This window comes from Paraburkholderia dipogonis (genome assembly GCF_042680985.1).
Taxonomy (GTDB): domain Bacteria; phylum Pseudomonadota; class Gammaproteobacteria; order Burkholderiales; family Burkholderiaceae; genus Paraburkholderia; species Paraburkholderia phytofirmans.
Genome location: NZ_JBHUFR010000048.1, coordinates 1 through 18,173, shown reverse-complemented (window position 1 = coordinate 18,173; position 18,173 = coordinate 1). Strand labels below are relative to the sequence as shown.

14 protein-coding genes and 1 tRNA gene are annotated in these 18,173 nt (G+C 59.0%); 1 reads left to right on the top strand and 14 read right to left on the bottom strand.

Annotated features, from left to right (window positions below; all coding sequences use genetic code 11):
• The 7 genes from ACFSNN_RS40500 to rpoB all read right to left on the bottom strand — a co-directional run.
• Positions 1-119 (bottom strand): GTP-binding protein (locus tag ACFSNN_RS40500; RefSeq protein ID WP_244143520.1); only part of this gene is annotated, 119 nt, incomplete at its 3' end.
• Positions 120-166: 47 nt separating this feature from the next.
• On the bottom strand, positions 167-2,269 hold the full coding sequence (gene fusA / locus ACFSNN_RS40495; RefSeq protein WP_012434573.1) for an elongation factor G: 2,103 nt from the start codon (positions 2,267-2,269) through the stop codon (positions 167-169).
• A 134-nt stretch (positions 2,270-2,403) separates the two neighbouring features.
• Positions 2,404-2,874 (bottom strand): 30S ribosomal protein S7, encoded by a 471-nt coding sequence (gene rpsG, locus ACFSNN_RS40490; protein ID WP_006053291.1) that lies wholly within the window; start codon positions 2,872-2,874, stop codon positions 2,404-2,406.
• 180 nt (positions 2,875-3,054) lie between these two features.
• On the bottom strand, positions 3,055-3,435 hold the full coding sequence (gene rpsL / locus ACFSNN_RS40485) for a 30S ribosomal protein S12 (protein WP_012434574.1): 381 nt from the start codon (positions 3,433-3,435) through the stop codon (positions 3,055-3,057).
• A 222-nt stretch (positions 3,436-3,657) separates the two neighbouring features.
• Positions 3,658-5,505 carry a DNA helicase RecQ gene (gene recQ / locus ACFSNN_RS40480; protein ID WP_134457642.1) on the bottom strand — a complete coding sequence of 616 codons (1,848 nt, stop codon included), beginning with the start codon at positions 5,503-5,505 and terminating at the stop codon, positions 3,658-3,660.
• Between the two features lie 220 nt (positions 5,506-5,725).
• Positions 5,726-9,964, bottom strand: coding sequence for a DNA-directed RNA polymerase subunit beta' (gene rpoC / locus ACFSNN_RS40475; RefSeq protein ID WP_134457641.1), 4,239 nt, complete (start codon positions 9,962-9,964; stop codon positions 5,726-5,728).
• A 21-nt stretch (positions 9,965-9,985) separates the two neighbouring features.
• A complete protein-coding gene (gene rpoB, locus ACFSNN_RS40470; RefSeq protein WP_134457640.1) occupies positions 9,986-14,092 on the bottom strand; it encodes a DNA-directed RNA polymerase subunit beta in 4,107 nt (1,368 codons plus the stop codon).
• A 124-nt stretch (positions 14,093-14,216) separates the two neighbouring features.
• Between rpoB and ACFSNN_RS40465 the strand changes: the two genes are divergently transcribed.
• Positions 14,217-14,459 (top strand): hypothetical protein, encoded by a 243-nt coding sequence (locus ACFSNN_RS40465; protein ID WP_134457639.1) that lies wholly within the window; start codon positions 14,217-14,219, stop codon positions 14,457-14,459.
• A 3-nt stretch (positions 14,460-14,462) separates the two neighbouring features.
• Here the strand turns inward: ACFSNN_RS40465 and rplL are convergent, their stop codons facing one another.
• From rplL to ACFSNN_RS40430, 7 genes are all read right to left on the bottom strand, one after another.
• Positions 14,463-14,837 (bottom strand): 50S ribosomal protein L7/L12, encoded by a 375-nt coding sequence (gene rplL, locus ACFSNN_RS40460; RefSeq protein WP_011490060.1) that lies wholly within the window; start codon positions 14,835-14,837, stop codon positions 14,463-14,465.
• Between the two features lie 63 nt (positions 14,838-14,900).
• The gene (gene rplJ, locus ACFSNN_RS40455; protein WP_007180144.1) at positions 14,901-15,404 is read right to left on the bottom strand and encodes a 50S ribosomal protein L10; all 504 of its coding nucleotides are present in this window, start codon (positions 15,402-15,404) and stop codon (positions 14,901-14,903) included.
• 301 nt (positions 15,405-15,705) lie between these two features.
• Positions 15,706-16,404, bottom strand: coding sequence for a 50S ribosomal protein L1 (gene rplA, locus ACFSNN_RS40450; protein WP_007180145.1), 699 nt, complete (start codon positions 16,402-16,404; stop codon positions 15,706-15,708).
• The gene (gene rplK / locus ACFSNN_RS40445; RefSeq protein WP_012434578.1) at positions 16,405-16,836 is read right to left on the bottom strand and encodes a 50S ribosomal protein L11; all 432 of its coding nucleotides are present in this window, start codon (positions 16,834-16,836) and stop codon (positions 16,405-16,407) included. It abuts the gene before it with no gap.
• 165 nt (positions 16,837-17,001) lie between these two features.
• Positions 17,002-17,559, bottom strand: coding sequence for a transcription termination/antitermination protein NusG (gene nusG, locus ACFSNN_RS40440; RefSeq protein WP_007180147.1), 558 nt, complete (start codon positions 17,557-17,559; stop codon positions 17,002-17,004).
• Position 17,560: 1 nt separating this feature from the next.
• Positions 17,561-17,941, bottom strand: a complete 381-nt coding sequence (gene secE / locus ACFSNN_RS40435; RefSeq protein WP_012434579.1) for a preprotein translocase subunit SecE — start codon at positions 17,939-17,941, stop codon at positions 17,561-17,563.
• Between the two features lie 36 nt (positions 17,942-17,977).
• Positions 17,978-18,053: transfer RNA gene (locus ACFSNN_RS40430), tRNA-Trp, on the bottom strand.
• Positions 18,054-18,173: the final 120 nt, after the last annotated feature.

The following is an 18,173-nucleotide window of genomic DNA, read 5'->3' as shown; positions in this document are numbered from 1 at the left end:
AACTTCTGCGTCAGAACCGTCGTGATCGCTGCCGTCAGCGTGGTCTTGCCGTGGTCGACGTGACCGATCGTGCCGACGTTCACGTGCGGCTTGGTCCGTTCGAATTTACCTTTAGCCATGTTTCTCTTCTTTCAAAAAGTTAATCGTTGAATGACTTGCCGCGCGATTACTTCGACTTCGCGTTGATGATCGCTTCGGACACGTTACGCGGTGCTTCGGAGTAGTGCTTGAACTCCATCGTGTACGTTGCACGACCTTGGGTCAGCGAACGCAGCGACGTCGAGTAGCCGAACATTTCCGACAGCGGGACTTCGGCGCGAACGATCTTGCCGCCGCCAACCATGTCGTCCATGCCCTGAACGATACCGCGACGACCCGACAGATCGCCCATCACGTTGCCCATGTAATCTTCAGGCGTTTCGACTTCAACAGCCATCATCGGTTCGAGGATGACCGGTTGAGCCTTGCGCATTGCTTCCTTGAACGCCATCGAACCGGCCATGCGGAACGCATTTTCGTTCGAGTCAACGTCGTGGTACGAACCGAACGTCAGGTGAACCTTGACGTCGACGACCGGGAAGCCTGCCAGCACGCCAGCCTTCAGCGTTTCCTGGATACCCTTGTCCACCGCCGGGATGTATTCGCGCGGAATCACACCGCCCTTGATCTCGTCGAGGAACTCGTAGCCCTTGCCTTGCTCGTTCGGCTCGAGCGTGATGACCGCGTGACCGTACTGGCCGCGACCACCCGACTGCTTGACGAACTTGCCGTCAACGTCTTCCGCCTTGCCGCGAATCGTTTCGCGGTAAGCCACTTGCGGCTTGCCGACCGTTGCTTCCACGCCGAACTCGCGCTTCATACGGTCAACCAGAATTTCCAGGTGGAGCTCGCCCATGCCCGAAATAATGGTTTGGCCCGATTCTTCGTCCGTTTGAACGCGGAACGACGGATCTTCCTGAGCCAGACGGTTCAGCGCCAGACCCATTTTTTCCTGGTCGGGCTTCGTCTTCGGCTCAACAGCCTGCGAAATCACCGGCTCCGGGAAAATCATGCGTTCGAGCACGATCGGGCTTTGCGGATCGCACAGCGTGTCGCCGGTCGTGGCGTCCTTCAGGCCGACCGCAGCAGCGATGTCGCCTGCGCGGACTTCCTTGATTTCTTCGCGCTGGTTCGCGTGCATCTGCAGAATACGGCCCAGACGTTCCTTCTTGTCTTTGGTTGCGTTCAGCACGGTATCGCCCGAATTCACGACGCCGGAGTACACACGGAAGAAGATCAGTTGGCCGACGAACGGGTCGGTCATGATCTTGAATGCCAGTGCCGAGAACTTCTCGTCGTCGGCAGCGCGGCGCTCGCCCTTTTCACCGTTTTCCAGCTCGCCGGTAACCGGCGGGATGTCGATCGGCGACGGCAGGAAGTCGAGCACTGCGTCCAGCATGCGTTGCACGCCCTTGTTCTTGAACGCGGTGCCGCACAGCATCGGCTGGATTTCGCAAGCGATCGTACGGTCGCGCAGGCCCTTGATGATTTCCGCTTCGGAGAGCTCGCCCTCTTCCAGGTACTTGTTCATCAGCTCTTCGCTCGACTCGGCAGCCGCTTCGATCATCTTCTCGCGCCACTCGTTGCAAGAGTCAGCCAATTCTGCCGGGATTTCTTCGTACGAGAACTTCGTGCCTTGAGACGCTTCGTCCCAAATGATCGCTTTCATCTTCAGCAGATCGACGACGCCCGTGAAGTTTTCTTCCGCGCCGATAGGCACCACGACCGGAACCGGGTTCGCCTTCAGACGCAGCTTGAGCTGGTCGTAAACCTTGAAGAAGTTCGCGCCGGTACGGTCCATCTTGTTGATGAACGCGAGACGGGGAACCTTGTACTTGTTAGCCTGACGCCACACGGTTTCCGACTGGGGCTGAACGCCGCCCACAGCGCAGTACACCATGCACGCGCCGTCGAGCACGCGCATCGAGCGCTCAACTTCAATCGTGAAGTCGACGTGACCCGGGGTGTCGATGATGTTGATGCGGTGCTCAGCGCGGTCGCCGGCCATGCCTTTCCAGAACGCCGTGGTAGCAGCGGACGTGATCGTGATGCCGCGTTCCTGCTCCTGCTCCATCCAGTCCATGGTGGCAGCGCCGTCGTGAACTTCACCAATCTTGTGGTTCACGCCGGTGTAGAACAAGATGCGCTCGGTCGTCGTCGTTTTGCCGGCGTCGATGTGAGCGCTAATACCGATGTTACGGTAGCGCTCGATAGGTGTCTTGCGAGCCACTTTGATCCTCTATTGGGATGACGCGATGCGAGAAAATACCCATCGCGCTGTAACACAAACGGGCGAGGCGCTTTGTAAGCGCACCCGCCCGGAATTTCTTTCCGTTTTTGCTGCTAAACCCGGGATCGGGAAGCTTAGAAACGGAAGTGCGAGAACGCCTTGTTGGCTTCTGCCATCCGGTGAACTTCGTCGCGCTTCTTCATTGCGCCGCCACGGCCTTCGGCCGCTTCGGAAAGTTCACCTGCCAGACGCAGGGCCATCGACTTCTCGCTGCGCTTCTTCGCGGCCTCACGCAGCCAACGCATCGCCAATGCCATACGACGCGACGGGCGCACTTCGACCGGAACCTGATAGTTTGCACCACCAACGCGGCGGCTCTTCACTTCGACCACCGGCTTGACGTTGTTGAGCGCTACCGTGAACACTTCCAGCGGGTCCTTGCCACCCTTGGTCTGGATCTGTTCGAAAGCGCCGTACACGATACGCTCGGCAACCGACTTCTTGCCGGAGAGCATCAGCACGTTCATGAACTTAGCTACATCAACGTTACCGAACTTCGGATCCGGCAACACTTCCCGCTTGGGGACTTCGCGACGACGCGGCATGTTTCTTCCTTTAACTTTTCAGTTGGAGCTAACTTTTAGCCCCGCGGCCACCAACTAACCCGATTCATCTCTTACGACTTACCAGCCTGGTCGGGTGACCACTTACTCGACAGCACCGGCGATTCCGGCACCACCGCTATTACCGCCTTTGCAGGCGACCTGAAACTACTGACCGGCTAATTACTTGCCAGCCTTGGCACGCTTCGCACCGTACTTCGAGCGAGCCTGCTTACGATCCTTGACGCCCTGGGTATCCAGCGAGCCGCGAACCATGTGGTAACGCACACCCGGCAAGTCCTTAACACGGCCGCCGCGAATCAGCACGACCGAGTGTTCCTGCAGGTTGTGGCCTTCACCACCGATGTACGAAATAACTTCGAAGCCGTTCGTCAAACGAACCTTGGCAACCTTACGCAGTGCCGAGTTAGGCTTCTTAGGCGTCGTGGTGTACACACGGGTGCACACGCCGCGACGCTGGGGGCAGTCCTGCAAGGCCGGGCTCTTGCTCTTAGTCGTTTCCGACTGGCGGCCTTTGCGAACCAGTTGATTGATGGTTGGCATTGTTTATTCCTGAAATTGAACAAAATCGACGCATATGTTTCCGGGCAAAGCAGAAACGATCGCGCATCGAACTTCCGGACCGGCTAGTCGGCGCATGAATTGACTTCGCGCGCAGGCATTCCAAGAACCGGAACCTAGCATGATATTCCGAAATTACTAAGGGAGTCAACGGGTTGCGATGTTTCGCACCCCTGCCGACCCGCTCATGCACTCGCAGAGCGCTTAGTCGGCGGCGACGACTTCCAGCAATTCATCGCCGAAACGGTCGAGTTTGCGTGCGCCCATACCCGGGATACCGCGCAAATCGTCAATCGAGTCGGGGCCGTTGCGGGCAATTTCCGCCAGGGTCGCATCGTGGAAAATCACGTAGGCCGGCACGCCGTCGCTCTTCGCGGTTTCAGTGCGCCATGCCCGCAGCCGTTCCCAGCGCGCGCGTTCGCGCGGGCCCATGCCGATCGTCGGATCGGCGCGCTCACTGGTGCGGCCGGACGATTGACGCGTGCGCGTAGGCTTCACATAGCGGCGCATTGTGACGTTCTGCTCACCTTTGAGCACCGGCTTGCTTGCCTCGGTCAGGACGAGTGAGCCGAAGCCTTCGTGATCGACCGTCAGATAGCCGAATGCGACCAGCTGGCGGAACACGGCTCGCCACTCCTGCTCGCCTAGCGCCGAACCGATGCCAAATGTGGTCAGCTTCTCATGACCACGCTGCAGGATTTTCTCGCTACTGTTACCGCGCAGGATGTCGATCAGATGGCCTGCACCGAAATGAAAGCCGCTCGCGCGCTGTGCGCGGAACACACACGACAGCGCCATGCGCGCCTCACGCGTCGCATCCCATGTGTCCGGCGGTTCAAGGCAGTTGTCGCAATTACCGCAAGGCTTGCTCGATTCGCCGAAATACCCGAGCAGTCGCACGCGCCGGCAGGTCGCCGCTTCGCACAATCCGAGCAACGCATCCAGCTTGCCGGTCTGCACGCGCTTGTGCGCGTCGTCGGCGTCGGATTCGTCGATCATTTTGCGCTGCTGCACGACGTCGCCGAGACCGTAGGCCATCCACGCATTCGCCGGCATACCGTCGCGGCCCGCTCGACCCGTTTCCTGGTAGTAGCCTTCGACACTCTTCGGCAGGTCGAGGTGAGCGACGAAACGCACGTCCGGTTTGTCGATGCCCATACCGAACGCGATCGTCGCGCACATCACGATCCCTTCTTCGCGCTGAAACATCTCCTGATGCTTCTGGCGGATTTCAAACTCCATGCCGGCGTGATACGGCAGCGCGCGCATGCCTTTTTCCTTCAGCCATTCCGCCGTCTCTTCGACCTTGCGGCGCGACAGGCAATAGACCACGCCGGCGTCGGTCGTGCCGTCCGGCTTCGAATGCTCCGCGCGGATGAAGTCCAGCAACTGCGTCCGCGCATTGTCCTTCTCGACGATGCGATACCGAATGTTCGGCCGGTCGAAGCTCGACACGAAAACGCGCGCGTCATCCAGCGCGAGGCGGTGGATGATCTCGTCGCGCGTAATGTCGTCAGCGGTGGCCGTCAGCGCGATTCGCGGCACGTTCGGAAAGCGCTCGTGCAGCACCGACAACTGAATGTATTCCGGACGGAAATCGTGCCCCCACTGCGACACGCAATGCGCTTCGTCGATGGCAAACAAGCCGATACGCGTGCGCTCCAGCAACTCCTGGAAACGGGGTGTCATCAAACGTTCCGGCGCCACGTAGAGCAGATCGATATCACCGTCGCGCAACGCGCGCTCGGTCGCCATCGCCTCGGCGCTCGAGAGCGTCGAATTCAGGTATGCCGCGCGCACGCCCACTTCGGTGAGCGCGGCGACCTGATCCTGCATCAGCGCGATCAGCGGAGAAACGACGATGCCGGTGCCGAAGCCGCCTTCGCGCCGTACCAGCGATGGAATCTGATAGCAGAGGGACTTGCCGCCGCCCGTCGGCATCAACACGAGGCAGTCGCCGCCGCCGGAGACGTGCTCGACAATTTCGCCCTGCTGCCCTCTGAACGCGGGGTAACCGAAGACTTCGTTGAGAATTTCGAGCGGACGGGACATGAATTTGAGAGAAGCAGCGTGATGCCGGTGACACGAATTTTACCAACGCATTCGTGTTGCGCCCGCGCTTTGATGCAGCGTTAGCCGTTTGGCCTACTAGTCCGCAAAAAGAGCGCTGAAAGGAAAAGCGCATAAAAAAAAGCCGCTCAGTCGAAACTGAGCGGCTTCGCTGGCTGGTGAGCCCAAGCGGCTTACGCCGCCTGGACTTACTGACCTGAGCTTACTCGCCTGAGTGCTGCTGTTCGGCGGCCGGGGTTTCCGGCGTACCGAATTCGAACGACTCTTCCGCTGCGATCTGATCGAAACGCTCGCGGTCGGACAGTTCCTTGGTCTTGCGTGCCTTGTGGAACGCGAGACCCGTACCGGCCGGAATCAGACGGCCGACGATCACGTTTTCCTTCAGACCACGCAGGTCGTCGCGCTTGCCCATGATCGCCGCTTCGGTCAGCACGCGGGTCGTTTCCTGGAACGACGCCGCCGAGATGAACGAATCGGTCGACAACGAGGCCTTCGTGATACCGAGCAGCACGTTTTCGTACGTTGCCGGACGCTTGTCTTCCGCGATCATACGGTCGTTCTCGTCGAGCATATCCGACCGCTCGACCTGTTCGCCCGGGATGAAACGCGTATCGCCGTTGTCCGTAATCTGCACGCGACGCAGCATCTGACGAACAATCACTTCAATGTGCTTGTCGTTGATCTTCACGCCTTGCAGACGGTACACGTCCTGCACTTCGTCCACGATGTAACGCGACAGCGCTTCGATACCTTGCAGACGCAAGATGTCGTGCGGATCGGCCGGACCGTCGACAATCATTTCGCCCTTGTTGACGACCTGACCATCGTGCACCAGAACCTGCTTTTCCTTCGCGATCAGGAACTCGTGCTGATTGCCTTCGAGGTCCGTGATAACGAGACGCTGCTTGCCCTTCGTGTCCTTACCGAACGACGTCGTACCCGTGACTTCCGCCAGGATACCTGCGTCCTTCGGCGAACGCGCTTCGAACAGTTCGGCCACACGCGGCAGACCACCGGTAATGTCACGCGTTTTCTGCGATTCGACCGGGATACGTGCCAGCACTTCACCGACCTGCACTTGCTGACCGTCCTTCACGGTGATCAGAGCGCCGACCTGGAAGCCGATCTGCACCGAGTGCTCGGTGTTCGGGATCTTGACTTCTTCGCCGTTCGCGTCGAGCAGCTTGACCTGCGGACGCACCGTCTTCGAAGCCTGCGAACCACGACGCTTCACGTCGATCACGACCAGCGTGGACAGACCGGTCACATCGTCGATCTGCTTGGCAACCGTCACGCCTTCTTCGACGTTTTCGAACTTCACCGTACCGCCCCACTCGGTGATGATCGGACGCGTCATCGGATCCCACGTTGCCAGTTGCGTGCCGGCTTTGATCTGCGCGCCGTCCAGTTGCAACAGCGTCGCGCCGTACGGCACCTTGTGACGTTCGCGCTCGCGACCGTGGTCGTCGGTGATCATCGCTTCGCCCGAACGCGAGATGACGATCTGCTCGCCCTTCGCGTTGGTGACGTAACGCATCGTTGCCGTGAAACGCACCGTACCGTTCGACTTCGCTTCAACCGACGAAGCCACTGCCGCACGCGACGCCGCACCACCGATGTGGAACGTACGCATCGTGAGCTGCGTGCCCGGTTCACCGATCGACTGCGCAGCGATCACGCCGACTGCTTCACCGACGTTGACCGACGAGCCGCGGCCCAGGTCGCGGCCGTAGCAGGCTGCACACAGACCGTAACGCGTTTCGCAAGTCAGCGGCGTACGCACGCGCACTTCGTCGATGCCGAGGCGTTCGATTTCTTCGACCGCGTCTTCGTCGAGCAACGTGCCCGTTTCGTACAGCGTTTCCTGCGATTCCGGATTGACGACGTCAGCCACCGTCACGCGACCCAGAATACGGTCACGCAGCGCTTCGACGACTTCACCACCTTCGACCAACGCCTTCATGGCGACGCCGTTGGACGTACCGCAATCGTCCTCGACCACCACGAGATCCTGCGTCACGTCGACGAGACGACGCGTCAGGTAACCCGAGTTAGCCGTCTTCAGTGCCGTATCAGCCAGACCCTTACGTGCACCGTGGGTCGAGATGAAGTACTGCAACACGTTCAGGCCTTCACGGAAGTTCGCCGTAATCGGCGTCTCGATGATCGAGCCGTCCGGCTTCGCCATCAGGCCACGCATACCCGCCAGCTGACGAATCTGAACCGCGGAACCACGAGCACCCGAGTCCGCCATCATGTAAATCGAGTTGAACGATTCCTGACGCGTTTCGTTGCCGTCGCGATCCGTGACCGGTTCCGTCGACAGCTGTTCCATCATCGCCTTGCCGACCGCTTCCGACGTTGCCGACCAGATGTCGACCACGTTGTTATAGCGCTCTTGCGACGTGACGAGACCCGACATGTACTGACGGTCGTATTCCTTCACCTTCTTGGCGGCGTCGCCGACGATGGTTTCCTTCTGCGGCGGCACGAGCATGTCGTCGACACAGATCGAGATACCAGCGCGCGTTGCCAGACGGAAACCCGACTGCATCAACTGGTCGGCGAAAATCACCGTTTCACGCAGACCGCACTTGCGGAATGCGGTGTTGATGAGGCGCGAGATTTCCTTTTTCTTCAGCGGCTTGTTGAGCACCGAGAACGGCAGGCCCGGCGGAAGAATTTCCGACAGGATTGCACGGCCGACGGTGGTCGGGTACAGCGTGATCTTCGGCACGAACGCCGGCGCACCTTCCGACTTGTCTTCGTTGTGGACCATTTCGGTGATCCGCACGTTGACGCGCGAGGCGAGCTCGACTTCCTTGTTCTCGTAGGCACGCAGCGCTTCCGAAACGCCGGTGAACGTCAGGCCTTCGCCCTTTGCGTTCACTGCTTCACGGGTCGCGTAGTACAGACCGAGCACGATATCCTGCGACGGCACGATCGACGGATCGCCGTTGGCCGGGAACAGGACGTTGTTCGACGCCAGCATCAGCGTGCGCGCTTCCATCTGCGCTTCCAGCGACAGCGGCACGTGAACAGCCATCTGGTCACCGTCGAAGTCGGCGTTGAACGCCGCGCAAACGAGCGGGTGCAGCTGGATTGCCTTACCTTCGATCAGCACCGGCTCGAAAGCCTGAATGCCAAGACGGTGCAGCGTAGGTGCACGGTTCAGCATGACCGGATGTTCGCGAATGACTTCTTCGAGAATGTCCCACACCACCGGCGTCTGGTTCTCGACTTCCTTCTTCGCAGCCTTGATGGTGGTAGCGACACCCATCACTTCCAGCTTGTTGAAGATGAACGGTTTGAACAGTTCGAGCGCCATCAGCTTCGGCAGACCGCACTGATGCAGCTTGAGCGTCGGGCCGACCACGATCACCGAACGGCCCGAATAGTCGACGCGCTTACCGAGCAAGTTCTGACGGAAACGACCGCCCTTACCCTTGATCATGTCGGCGAGCGACTTCAGCGGACGCTTGTTCGCGCCAGTCATGGCCTTACCGCGACGACCGTTGTCGAGCAGCGAATCGACAGCTTCCTGCAGCATCCGCTTTTCGTTACGGACGATGATTTCAGGCGCCTTCAGTTCGAGCAGACGCTTCAACCGGTTGTTACGGTTGATCACGCGGCGATACAGGTCGTTCAGGTCCGACGTCGCGAAACGGCCGCCGTCCAGCGGCACCAGCGGACGCAGTTCCGGCGGCAGCACCGGCAGCACTTCGAGCACCATCCAGTCAGGCTTGATGCCCGAACGCTGGAAAGCCTCGAGCACCTTCAGGCGCTTCGCGTACTTCTTGATCTTCGCTTCCGAACCCGTGTTCTTGAGTTCGGTGCGCAGCATCTCGACCTGTTCGTCGATGTTGATCGCGCGCAGCAGCTCGCGCACGCCTTCCGCACCCATCTCGGCACGGAATTCGTCACCGTATTCTTCGACCTTGTTGTAGTAATCCTCTTCGGTCATGATCTGCCGCGCTTTCAGCGGCGTCATGCCCGGATCGATCACCACATATGCTTCGAAGTACAGCACGCGTTCGATATCGCGCAGCGTCATGTCGAGCACCATGCCCAGACGCGACGGCAGCGACTTCAGGAACCAGATGTGCGCGACAGGCGAGGCCAGTTCGATGTGGCCCATGCGTTCGCGACGCACTTTCGCCAGCGTCACTTCAACGCCGCACTTCTCGCAGATCACGCCACGATGCTTCAGGCGCTTGTACTTACCGCAAAGACATTCGTAGTCTTTGATCGGCCCGAAGATCTTCGCGCAGAACAAACCATCGCGTTCCGGCTTGAACGTCCGGTAGTTGATGGTTTCCGGTTTCTTCACTTCACCGAACGACCACGAACGGATCTTGTCCGGCGAAGCCAGACCGATCTTGATCGCGTCAAAAACTTCAGGCTGTTGGACTTGCTTGAATAGATCGAGCAGAGCTTTCATTGCTTTCTCTCCGTAGTCCGATTAGTTGCGGTCGAGGTCGATGTCGATACCGAGCGAGCGGATTTCCTTCACCAACACGTTGAAGGATTCCGGCATGCCGGCGTCGATCACGTGATCGCCCTTGACCAGGTTTTCATAAACCTTGGTCCGGCCTGTCACGTCGTCCGACTTCACCGTCAGCATTTCCTGCAGCACGTACGATGCGCCGTACGCTTCGAGCGCCCACACTTCCATTTCACCGAAACGCTGGCCACCGAATTGCGCCTTACCGCCCAACGGCTGCTGCGTCACGAGCGAGTACGGGCCCGTGGAACGCGCGTGCATCTTGTCGTCGACCAGGTGGTGCAGCTTCAGGTAGTGCATGTAGCCGACCGTCACCGTACGTTCGAACATTTCGCCCGTGCGGCCGTCGTACAGACGCACCTGATTCTTCGACGGCGTCATGCCGAGGTTCTTCGCGATGTCGTCCGGGAATGCCAGATCCAGCGCGCGCGACATTTCTTCTTCCGTCGCGCCGTCGAACACCGGCGTAGCGAACGGCACGCCTTCGCGCAGGTTCTTCGCCAGTTCGACGATTTCGTCGTCCGTGAAGCTGTCCAGCTCTTCGGCGCGGCCCGACTCGTTGTAGATCTTGGTCAGGAATTCGCGCAGTTCAGCGATCTTCGCCTGACGCTGCAGCATCTCGCCGATACGCCAGCCGAGACCCTTCGCGGCCCAACCCAGATGCACTTCGAGAACCTGACCCACGTTCATCCGCGACGGCACGCCGAGCGGGTTCAGAACGACGTCAGCCGGACGGCCGTCGGCCATGTATGGCATGTCTTCGATCGGAACGATCTTCGACACGACACCCTTGTTACCGTGACGGCCGGCCATCTTGTCGCCAGGCTGCAGGCGGCGCTTGACTGCCAGGTACACCTTGACCATCTTCAACACGCCCGGCGGCAGTTCATCGCCTTGCGTGAGCTTCTTGCGCTTTTCTTCGAACGCCAGATCGAACTGGTGACGCTTCTGTTCGATCGAGTCCTTGATGGCTTCGAGCTGTGCCGCCGATTCTTCGTCCGCGAGGCGGATGTCGAACCAGTGGTAGTGATCCAGATCTTGCAGGTAAGCCTGGTCGATCTTCGTGCCCTTCGCCAGCTTCTTCGGACCGCCATTCGCGACCTTGCCGTCGAGCATGCGTGCGAGACGCTGGAACGCGTCACCTTCCACGATGCGCAGCTGGTCGTTCAGGTCGAGGCGATAGCGCTTCAGTTCATCGTCGATGATCTGTTGCGCTCGCTTGTCGCGCTGAATGCCTTCACGCGTGAACACTTGCACGTCGATGACCGTGCCGCTCATGCCCGACGGCACGCGCAGCGACGTGTCTTTCACGTCCGAAGCCTTTTCACCGAAAATCGCGCGCAGCAGCTTTTCTTCCGGCGTCAGCTGGGTTTCGCCCTTCGGCGTGACCTTGCCGACCAGCACGTCGCCCGCTTCGACTTCAGCGCCGATGTAGACGATGCCCGACTCGTCGAGACGGCCGAGTTGCACTTCAGCCAGGTTCGAGATGTCGCGCGTGATTTCTTCCGGTCCGAGCTTCGTGTCGCGAGCAACGACGTTCAGTTCTTCGATGTGGATCGAGGTGTAGCGGTCGTCAGCAACCACCTTTTCCGAGATCAAGATCGAGTCTTCGAAGTTGTAGCCGTTCCACGGCATGAACGCGACCAGCATGTTCTGGCCGAGAGCCAGTTCGCCGAGGTCGGTCGATGCACCGTCAGCCAGCACGTCGCCACGCGACACGATGTCGCCGACCTTCACGATCGGGCGCTGGTTGATGTTCGTGTTCTGGTTCGAACGCGTGTACTTGATCAGGTTGTAGATGTCCACGCCGGTTTCGCCAGCAGCGGCTTCATCGTCGTTCACGCGGATCACCATACGGCCTGCGTCGACGTAATCGACCACACCGCCGCGGAATGCCTGAACGGTCGTACCCGAGTCGACTGCCACCGTGCGCTCGATACCCGTACCGACCACGGCCTTTTCAGGACGCAGACACGGTACAGCCTGACGCTGCATGTTCGAACCCATCAACGCGCGGTTCGCGTCGTCGTGCTCGAGGAACGGAATCAGCGATGCTGCCACCGAGACGATCTGCGACGGCGCCACGTCCATGTACTGGATGCGGTCCGGCGTAACCATCAGCGTTTCGCCGGCTTCACGCGACGACACCAGTTCGTCGGTCAGCGAGCCGTCTTCCGCCACCGCCGCATTCGCCTGAGCGATCACGTAACGGCCTTCTTCGATCGCCGACAGATAGTCGATCTGATCGGTCACCTTGCTGTCCACGACCTTGCGATACGGCGTTTCGAGGAAACCGTATTCGTTCAGGTGCGCGTACAGAGCGAGCGAGTTGATCAGGCCGATGTTCGGACCTTCCGGCGTCTCAATCGGGCACACGCGACCGTAGTGCGTCGGGTGCACGTCGCGGACTTCAAAGCCAGCGCGCTCCCGCGTCAAACCGCCCGGGCCAAGAGCCGAAACACGGCGCTTGTGGGTGATTTCCGACAGCGGATTGGTCTGGTCCATGAACTGCGACAGCTGCGACGAACCGAAGAACTCGCGAATCGCCGACGAAATCGGCTTCGAGTTGATCAGGTCGTGCGGCATCAGGTTTTCGCTTTCAGCCTGACCCAGACGTTCCTTCACGGCACGTTCGACACGCACGAGACCGGCGCGGAACTGGTTCTCCGCCAGTTCGCCGACGCAACGCACGCGGCGATTGCCCAAGTGGTCGATGTCGTCCACTTCGCCCTTGCCGTTACGCAGCTCAACCAGGATCTTGATCGTGGCGAGGATGTCGTCGTCTTGCAGCGTCATCGGGCCGACGATTTCGTCGCGGCCGACACGGCGATTGAACTTCATACGGCCCACCTTCGAGAGGTCGTATGCGTCTTCGCTGTAGAACAGACGGTTGAACAGCGCCTCGACCGCTTCTTCGGTCGGCGGTTCGCCCGGGCGCATCATGCGGTAGATCGCGATGCGAGCGGCCATCTTGTCCGCGGTTTCGTCGATACGCAGCGTCGACGAGATGTACGGACCTTGATCCAGATCGTTCGTGTAGAGCGTCTGGATGTCTTTGATCTTCGACTCGCGCAGCTTCTCGAGCACGGTTTCCGTGATCTCGTCGTTCGCGTTGGCGATGACTTCACCCGTGTCGCCGTCGACGACATTCTTTGCCAGCACGCGGCCGAGCAAATAGTCTTCCGGCACCGAGATGAACTTGGTCTTCGCGTTGTCGAGGTCGCGAATGTGCTTCGCGTTGATCCGCTTGTCCTTCTGGACGATCACGTTGCCATCACGGTCCGTGATGTCGAAACGCGCGACTTCACCACGCAGACGCTCCGGCACGAATTCCATCTGCGCGCCTTCCGGCATCAGCGTGAAATTGTCGAACACGAAGAAGTTTGCAAGGATCTGTTCCGGCGTGAGGCCAATTGCCTTCAGCAGGATCGTGACCGGCATCTTGCGGCGACGGTCGACGCGGAAGTACAGCACGTCCTTCGGGTCGAACTCGAAATCGAGCCACGAACCGCGGTAGGGAATGATACGTGCCGAGAACAGGAGCTTGCCCGAACTGTGCGTCTTGCCCTTGTCGTGTTCGAAGAACACGCCCGGCGAACGGTGCAGCTGCGAAACGATCACACGTTCCGTGCCGTTGATGACGAACGAACCCGTCGGCGTCATGAGCGGAATTTCACCCATGTACACTTCCTGTTCCTTCACTTCCTTGACGACCGGCTTGCTCGGCGATTCCTTGTCGAGCAGCACCAGACGCACTTTCGCGCGCAGGGCCGAGCAGTACGTCAAACCGCGCTGCTGACATTCCTTGATGTTGAATGCCGGCGGCGACAGCATGTAGCTGACGAACTCTAGACGAGCGAACCCGTTATGCGAAACAATCGGAAAAACGGAGGTAAACGCAGCTTGCAGGCCTTCCGGCTTGCGTTGCGTGGACGACGTGTCTGCTTGCAGAAACGTGCTGAATGATTCAAGCTGGGTAGCCAGCAGGAAAGGTACTTGGTGAACGATGGGGCGCTTCGCAAAACTCTTGCGAATACGCTTCTTCTCGGTGAAGGAATATTGCATACGATCTCCGAATCACGGCGGGCATTGTTGTCGAGGCAGGATACCTTGATGAGACAACCCGAGTGTTCACCGACTGAGACCCGATGGCCGTCCGATGGCTTGAACGAGCCTAGAAGCTTGGTGGTTGGCCGCTACCAACCGCTGGCTGACGGCAGCGGATGCCTATGTTGCCCGCTACCCGACCAAACTTGCCTTCTGCAGTCGCTTCAGAAGACAAAGAGAAACGCCGGTCAATGTTGCCGAAAGGCGGTTTTCTTTGGCCTCTGGGAGCCGCGTTTTTGCCGAAACGGCATGGCTAAAACGCATCCCCCACAAAGCACAAAAAGGCCGGCGGTGGAAAACCGCCAGCCTTCGCACAGCGCGCTGAAACTTACTTGATTTCAGCCTTCGCGCCGGCTTCTTCCAGCTTCTTCTTGGCTTCTTCAGCAGCAGCCTTCGGTACCGATTCCTTAACAGGCTTCGGTGCACCGTCGACCAGGTCCTTCGCTTCCTTCAGGCCGAGACCCGTCAGTTCGCGAACAGCCTTAATGACCGAAACCTTGTTCGCGCCGACTTCCGTCAGGTTGACCGTGAACTCGGTTTGCTCTTCAGCAGCAGCAGCAGCGCCGCCGCCTGCCGGGCCTGCCACTGCAACAGCAGCTGCCGACACGCCAAACTTTTCTTCGAACGCCTTAACCAGCTCGTTCAGTTCCAGAACCGACATCGAGCTTACTGCCTCGAGGATGTCTTCTTTTGCGATTGCCATTTGAAATACTCCTAAATTGAATTCGGATACAGCCAGCGATCAATCACGCTCGACTGAAGTGCATTACGCAGCGGTTTCTTCGCCTTGTTTCTTTTCTGCCAGCGCGGCCAGAGCGCGCGCGAAGCCAGAAACAGGTGCTTGCATAACGTACAACAGCTTGGAGAGCAGTTCTTCGCGGCTCGGGATGTTTGCCAGCGCTTGCACGCCAGCCTTGTCCATCACCTTGCCTTCGTAGGAACCAGCCTTGATGATCAACTTGTCATTGGTTTTGCCGAAGTCGTTAACGACCTTAGCAGCAGCAATTGCATCTTCCGAGATGCCGTAGATCAGCGGACCAGTCATCTGCTCTGCCAGCGGAGCAAACGGGGTACCTTCGACAGCGCGACGCGCCAGCGTGTTCTTCAACACACGAAGGTAAACCTGTTGCTCACGCGCTTTCGCGCGCAGCTTGGTCAGATCGCCAACCGCGATTCCACGATACTCAGCCAGAACCACGGTCTGGGCTTTCGCGACTTGCGCGGCAACCTCAGCGACGACGGCCTGCTTGCTTTCTTTGTTAAGTGGCACGGTTAACCTCCAGATTCGATACACGCGGCGTGCGCCTTGTGTACCGCGTTCAATAACGGCGTCCGACCAGTCAGGAGTATTTCGACCGCCTGAGTCCGCATTGCTGCGGATATCAACCGGCTTCATCACTACAAAACCTTTTCGGGTTCGCCATCTGCGTTGGCTTTACATTAAGGACACACCTACCTGCTGCGTGCCCGCCAACGGTCTTTGACAACCGGTCGCTCGATGCAGACTGCCACCTTACGACCGCCCAAAGCCCATAAAACCGCCCCGGCTCACGTCGAGGCGATGAAATCTATTACTGTGCTGCGATCGATGCCTGGTCGACGCGAACGCCAACGCCCATCGTGCTCGACAGAGCGACCTTGCGCAGGTACACACCCTTGCTCGTTGCCGGCTTCGCTTTTTGCAGCGCGTCGACGAGAGCGTTCAGGTTGCTACGCAGAGCTGTCGGCTCGAACGAAGCGCGACCGATGGTCGCGTGGATGATACCGGCCTTGTCGACACGGAATTGCACCTGACCAGCCTTGGCGTTCTTCACGGCAGTCGCGACGTCCGGCGTAACCGTACCGACCTTCGGGTTCGGCATCAGGCCACGCGGGCCGAGGATCTGACCGAGCGTACCAACAACGCGCATCGTGTCCGGCGAAGCGATCACAATGTCGAAGTCCAACTTGCCCGCCTTGACTTGCTCAGCCAAGTCTTCCATACCGACGACTTCTGCGCCGGCTGCACGAGCTTGCTCAGCCTTTTCGCCTTGCGCGAACACTGCAACGCGAACAGACTTACCAGTACCAGCCGGCAGGACGACCGAGCCACGAACCACTTGGTCCGACTTCTTCGCGTCAATACCGAGCTGCACTGCGACGTCGATCGACTCGTCGAACTTCGCGCTTGCGCATTCCTTCACGAGCGACAGAGCTTCGTCGATTGCGTAGAGCTTTTGACGATCAACCTTGGCTGCAAATGCTTGCAGACGCTTTGAAAGCTTAGCCATTTACACGCCCTCCACGGTGATGCCCATCGAGCGGGCGCTACCAGCGATCGTACGAACCGCTGCGTCCAGATCAGCTGCCGTCAGATCGGGCATCTTGGTCTTGGCGATATCTTCAGCTTGAGCGCGGGTGATCTTGCCGACCTTGTCAGTATGCGGCTTGCTCGAACCCTTATCGATCTTCGCTGCTTTCTTAATCAGAACCGTTGCCGGCGGCGTCTTCAGAACGAACGTGAAGCTCTTATCCGCAAACGCGGTGATCACGACCGGAGTCGGCAGACCCGGTTCCAGTGCTTGGGTCTGCGCGTTGAACGCCTTGCAGAACTCCATGATATTCAGGCCGCGTTGGCCCAGTGCCGGACCAACCGGCGGCGACGGATTGGCTTTACCTGCAGGAATCTGCAGCTTGATAAAGCCGATAATTTTCTTTGCCATGTTGAAAACCTCTTTGGAACACCGCACGGGTACATGCGGACGCTCAGTGAGTAGTAGCGCGCGTTCGCCGAGATATTGGGTACTTACGCTCCTCAACGGCCATTACGCGGACCGTAAGCGCGAAAGACGGAACGCACCGCATGGTGCGCCCCGTAGAATTCTGGACTACAGCTTTTCGACCTGGCCGAATTCGAGTTCGACCGGCGTTGCGCGGCCGAAGATTGTAACGGAAACGCGAACGCGCGACTTTTCGTAGTTCACTTCTTCGACACTGCCGTTGAAATCCGTGAACGGACCGTCCTTCACCCGCACCATCTCGCCGACTTCGAACAGGGTCTTTGGACGCGGCTTTTCCACGCCTTCCTGCATTTGCGACATGATTTTCTCGACTTCCCGCGGGGAAATCGGACTCGGACGATTACGTGCACCGCCCACAAAACCCGTCACCTTCGCCGTGTTTTTCACGAGGTGCCACGTCTCGTCAGTCATTTCCATTTCAACGAGCACATAGCCCGGGAAGAAACGCCGCTCGGTCACCGATTTGTGACCGCCTTTCACCTCGACCACCTCTTCAGTCGGAACGAGGATTTGACCAAACTGGTCTTGCATGCCAGCACGCTCGATGCGCTCTTGAAGCGCACGTTGCACGCTTTTCTCCATGCCGGAGTAGGCGTGCACGACATACCAACGTTTACCGCTCGGGGATGCCGGAGTATCGCTCATATCATTTCCAACCCAGAATCACCGAGAAAATCGCCCATTCGATGGATTTGTCACCAATCCAAAGAAAGATCGCCATGACGAACACGAAGCCAAACACTACGAGCGTTGTCTGAGTAGCCTCTTTACGAGTCGGCCAGACAACCTTGCGGACTTCCTTGTACGAATCTTTGGCGAAAGCGATGAAACCCTTGCCAGGCGCGGAGAGAAGACCGACTGCAACACCCGCGATCGCACCAACAGCCAAGGCGGCTCCGCGGACGTACCATTCCTGGCCGCTCAGCCAGAAAAACCCCACGAACCCGGCCAAGACCAGCAATACGCCCGCGACGAGCATCAGCTTGTCGCCCGATGTATTTACAGTTTCGACGGAAGGATTCGCCATAACACCTTAACGAAGCGCCACATACGGCGCGAGAGTTGGCAGGGGCAGAGGGAATCGAACCCCCAACCTTCGGTTTTGGAGACCGACGCTCTGCCAGTTGAGCTATACCCCTAAACCATTTGGGGTTGACGACACCGCCAACCCCGAAACTACCGATTAACGAGAACTGTCTGGCGTTACTCGAGAATCTTGGCAACCACACCTGCACCGACCGTACGGCCGCCTTCGCGGA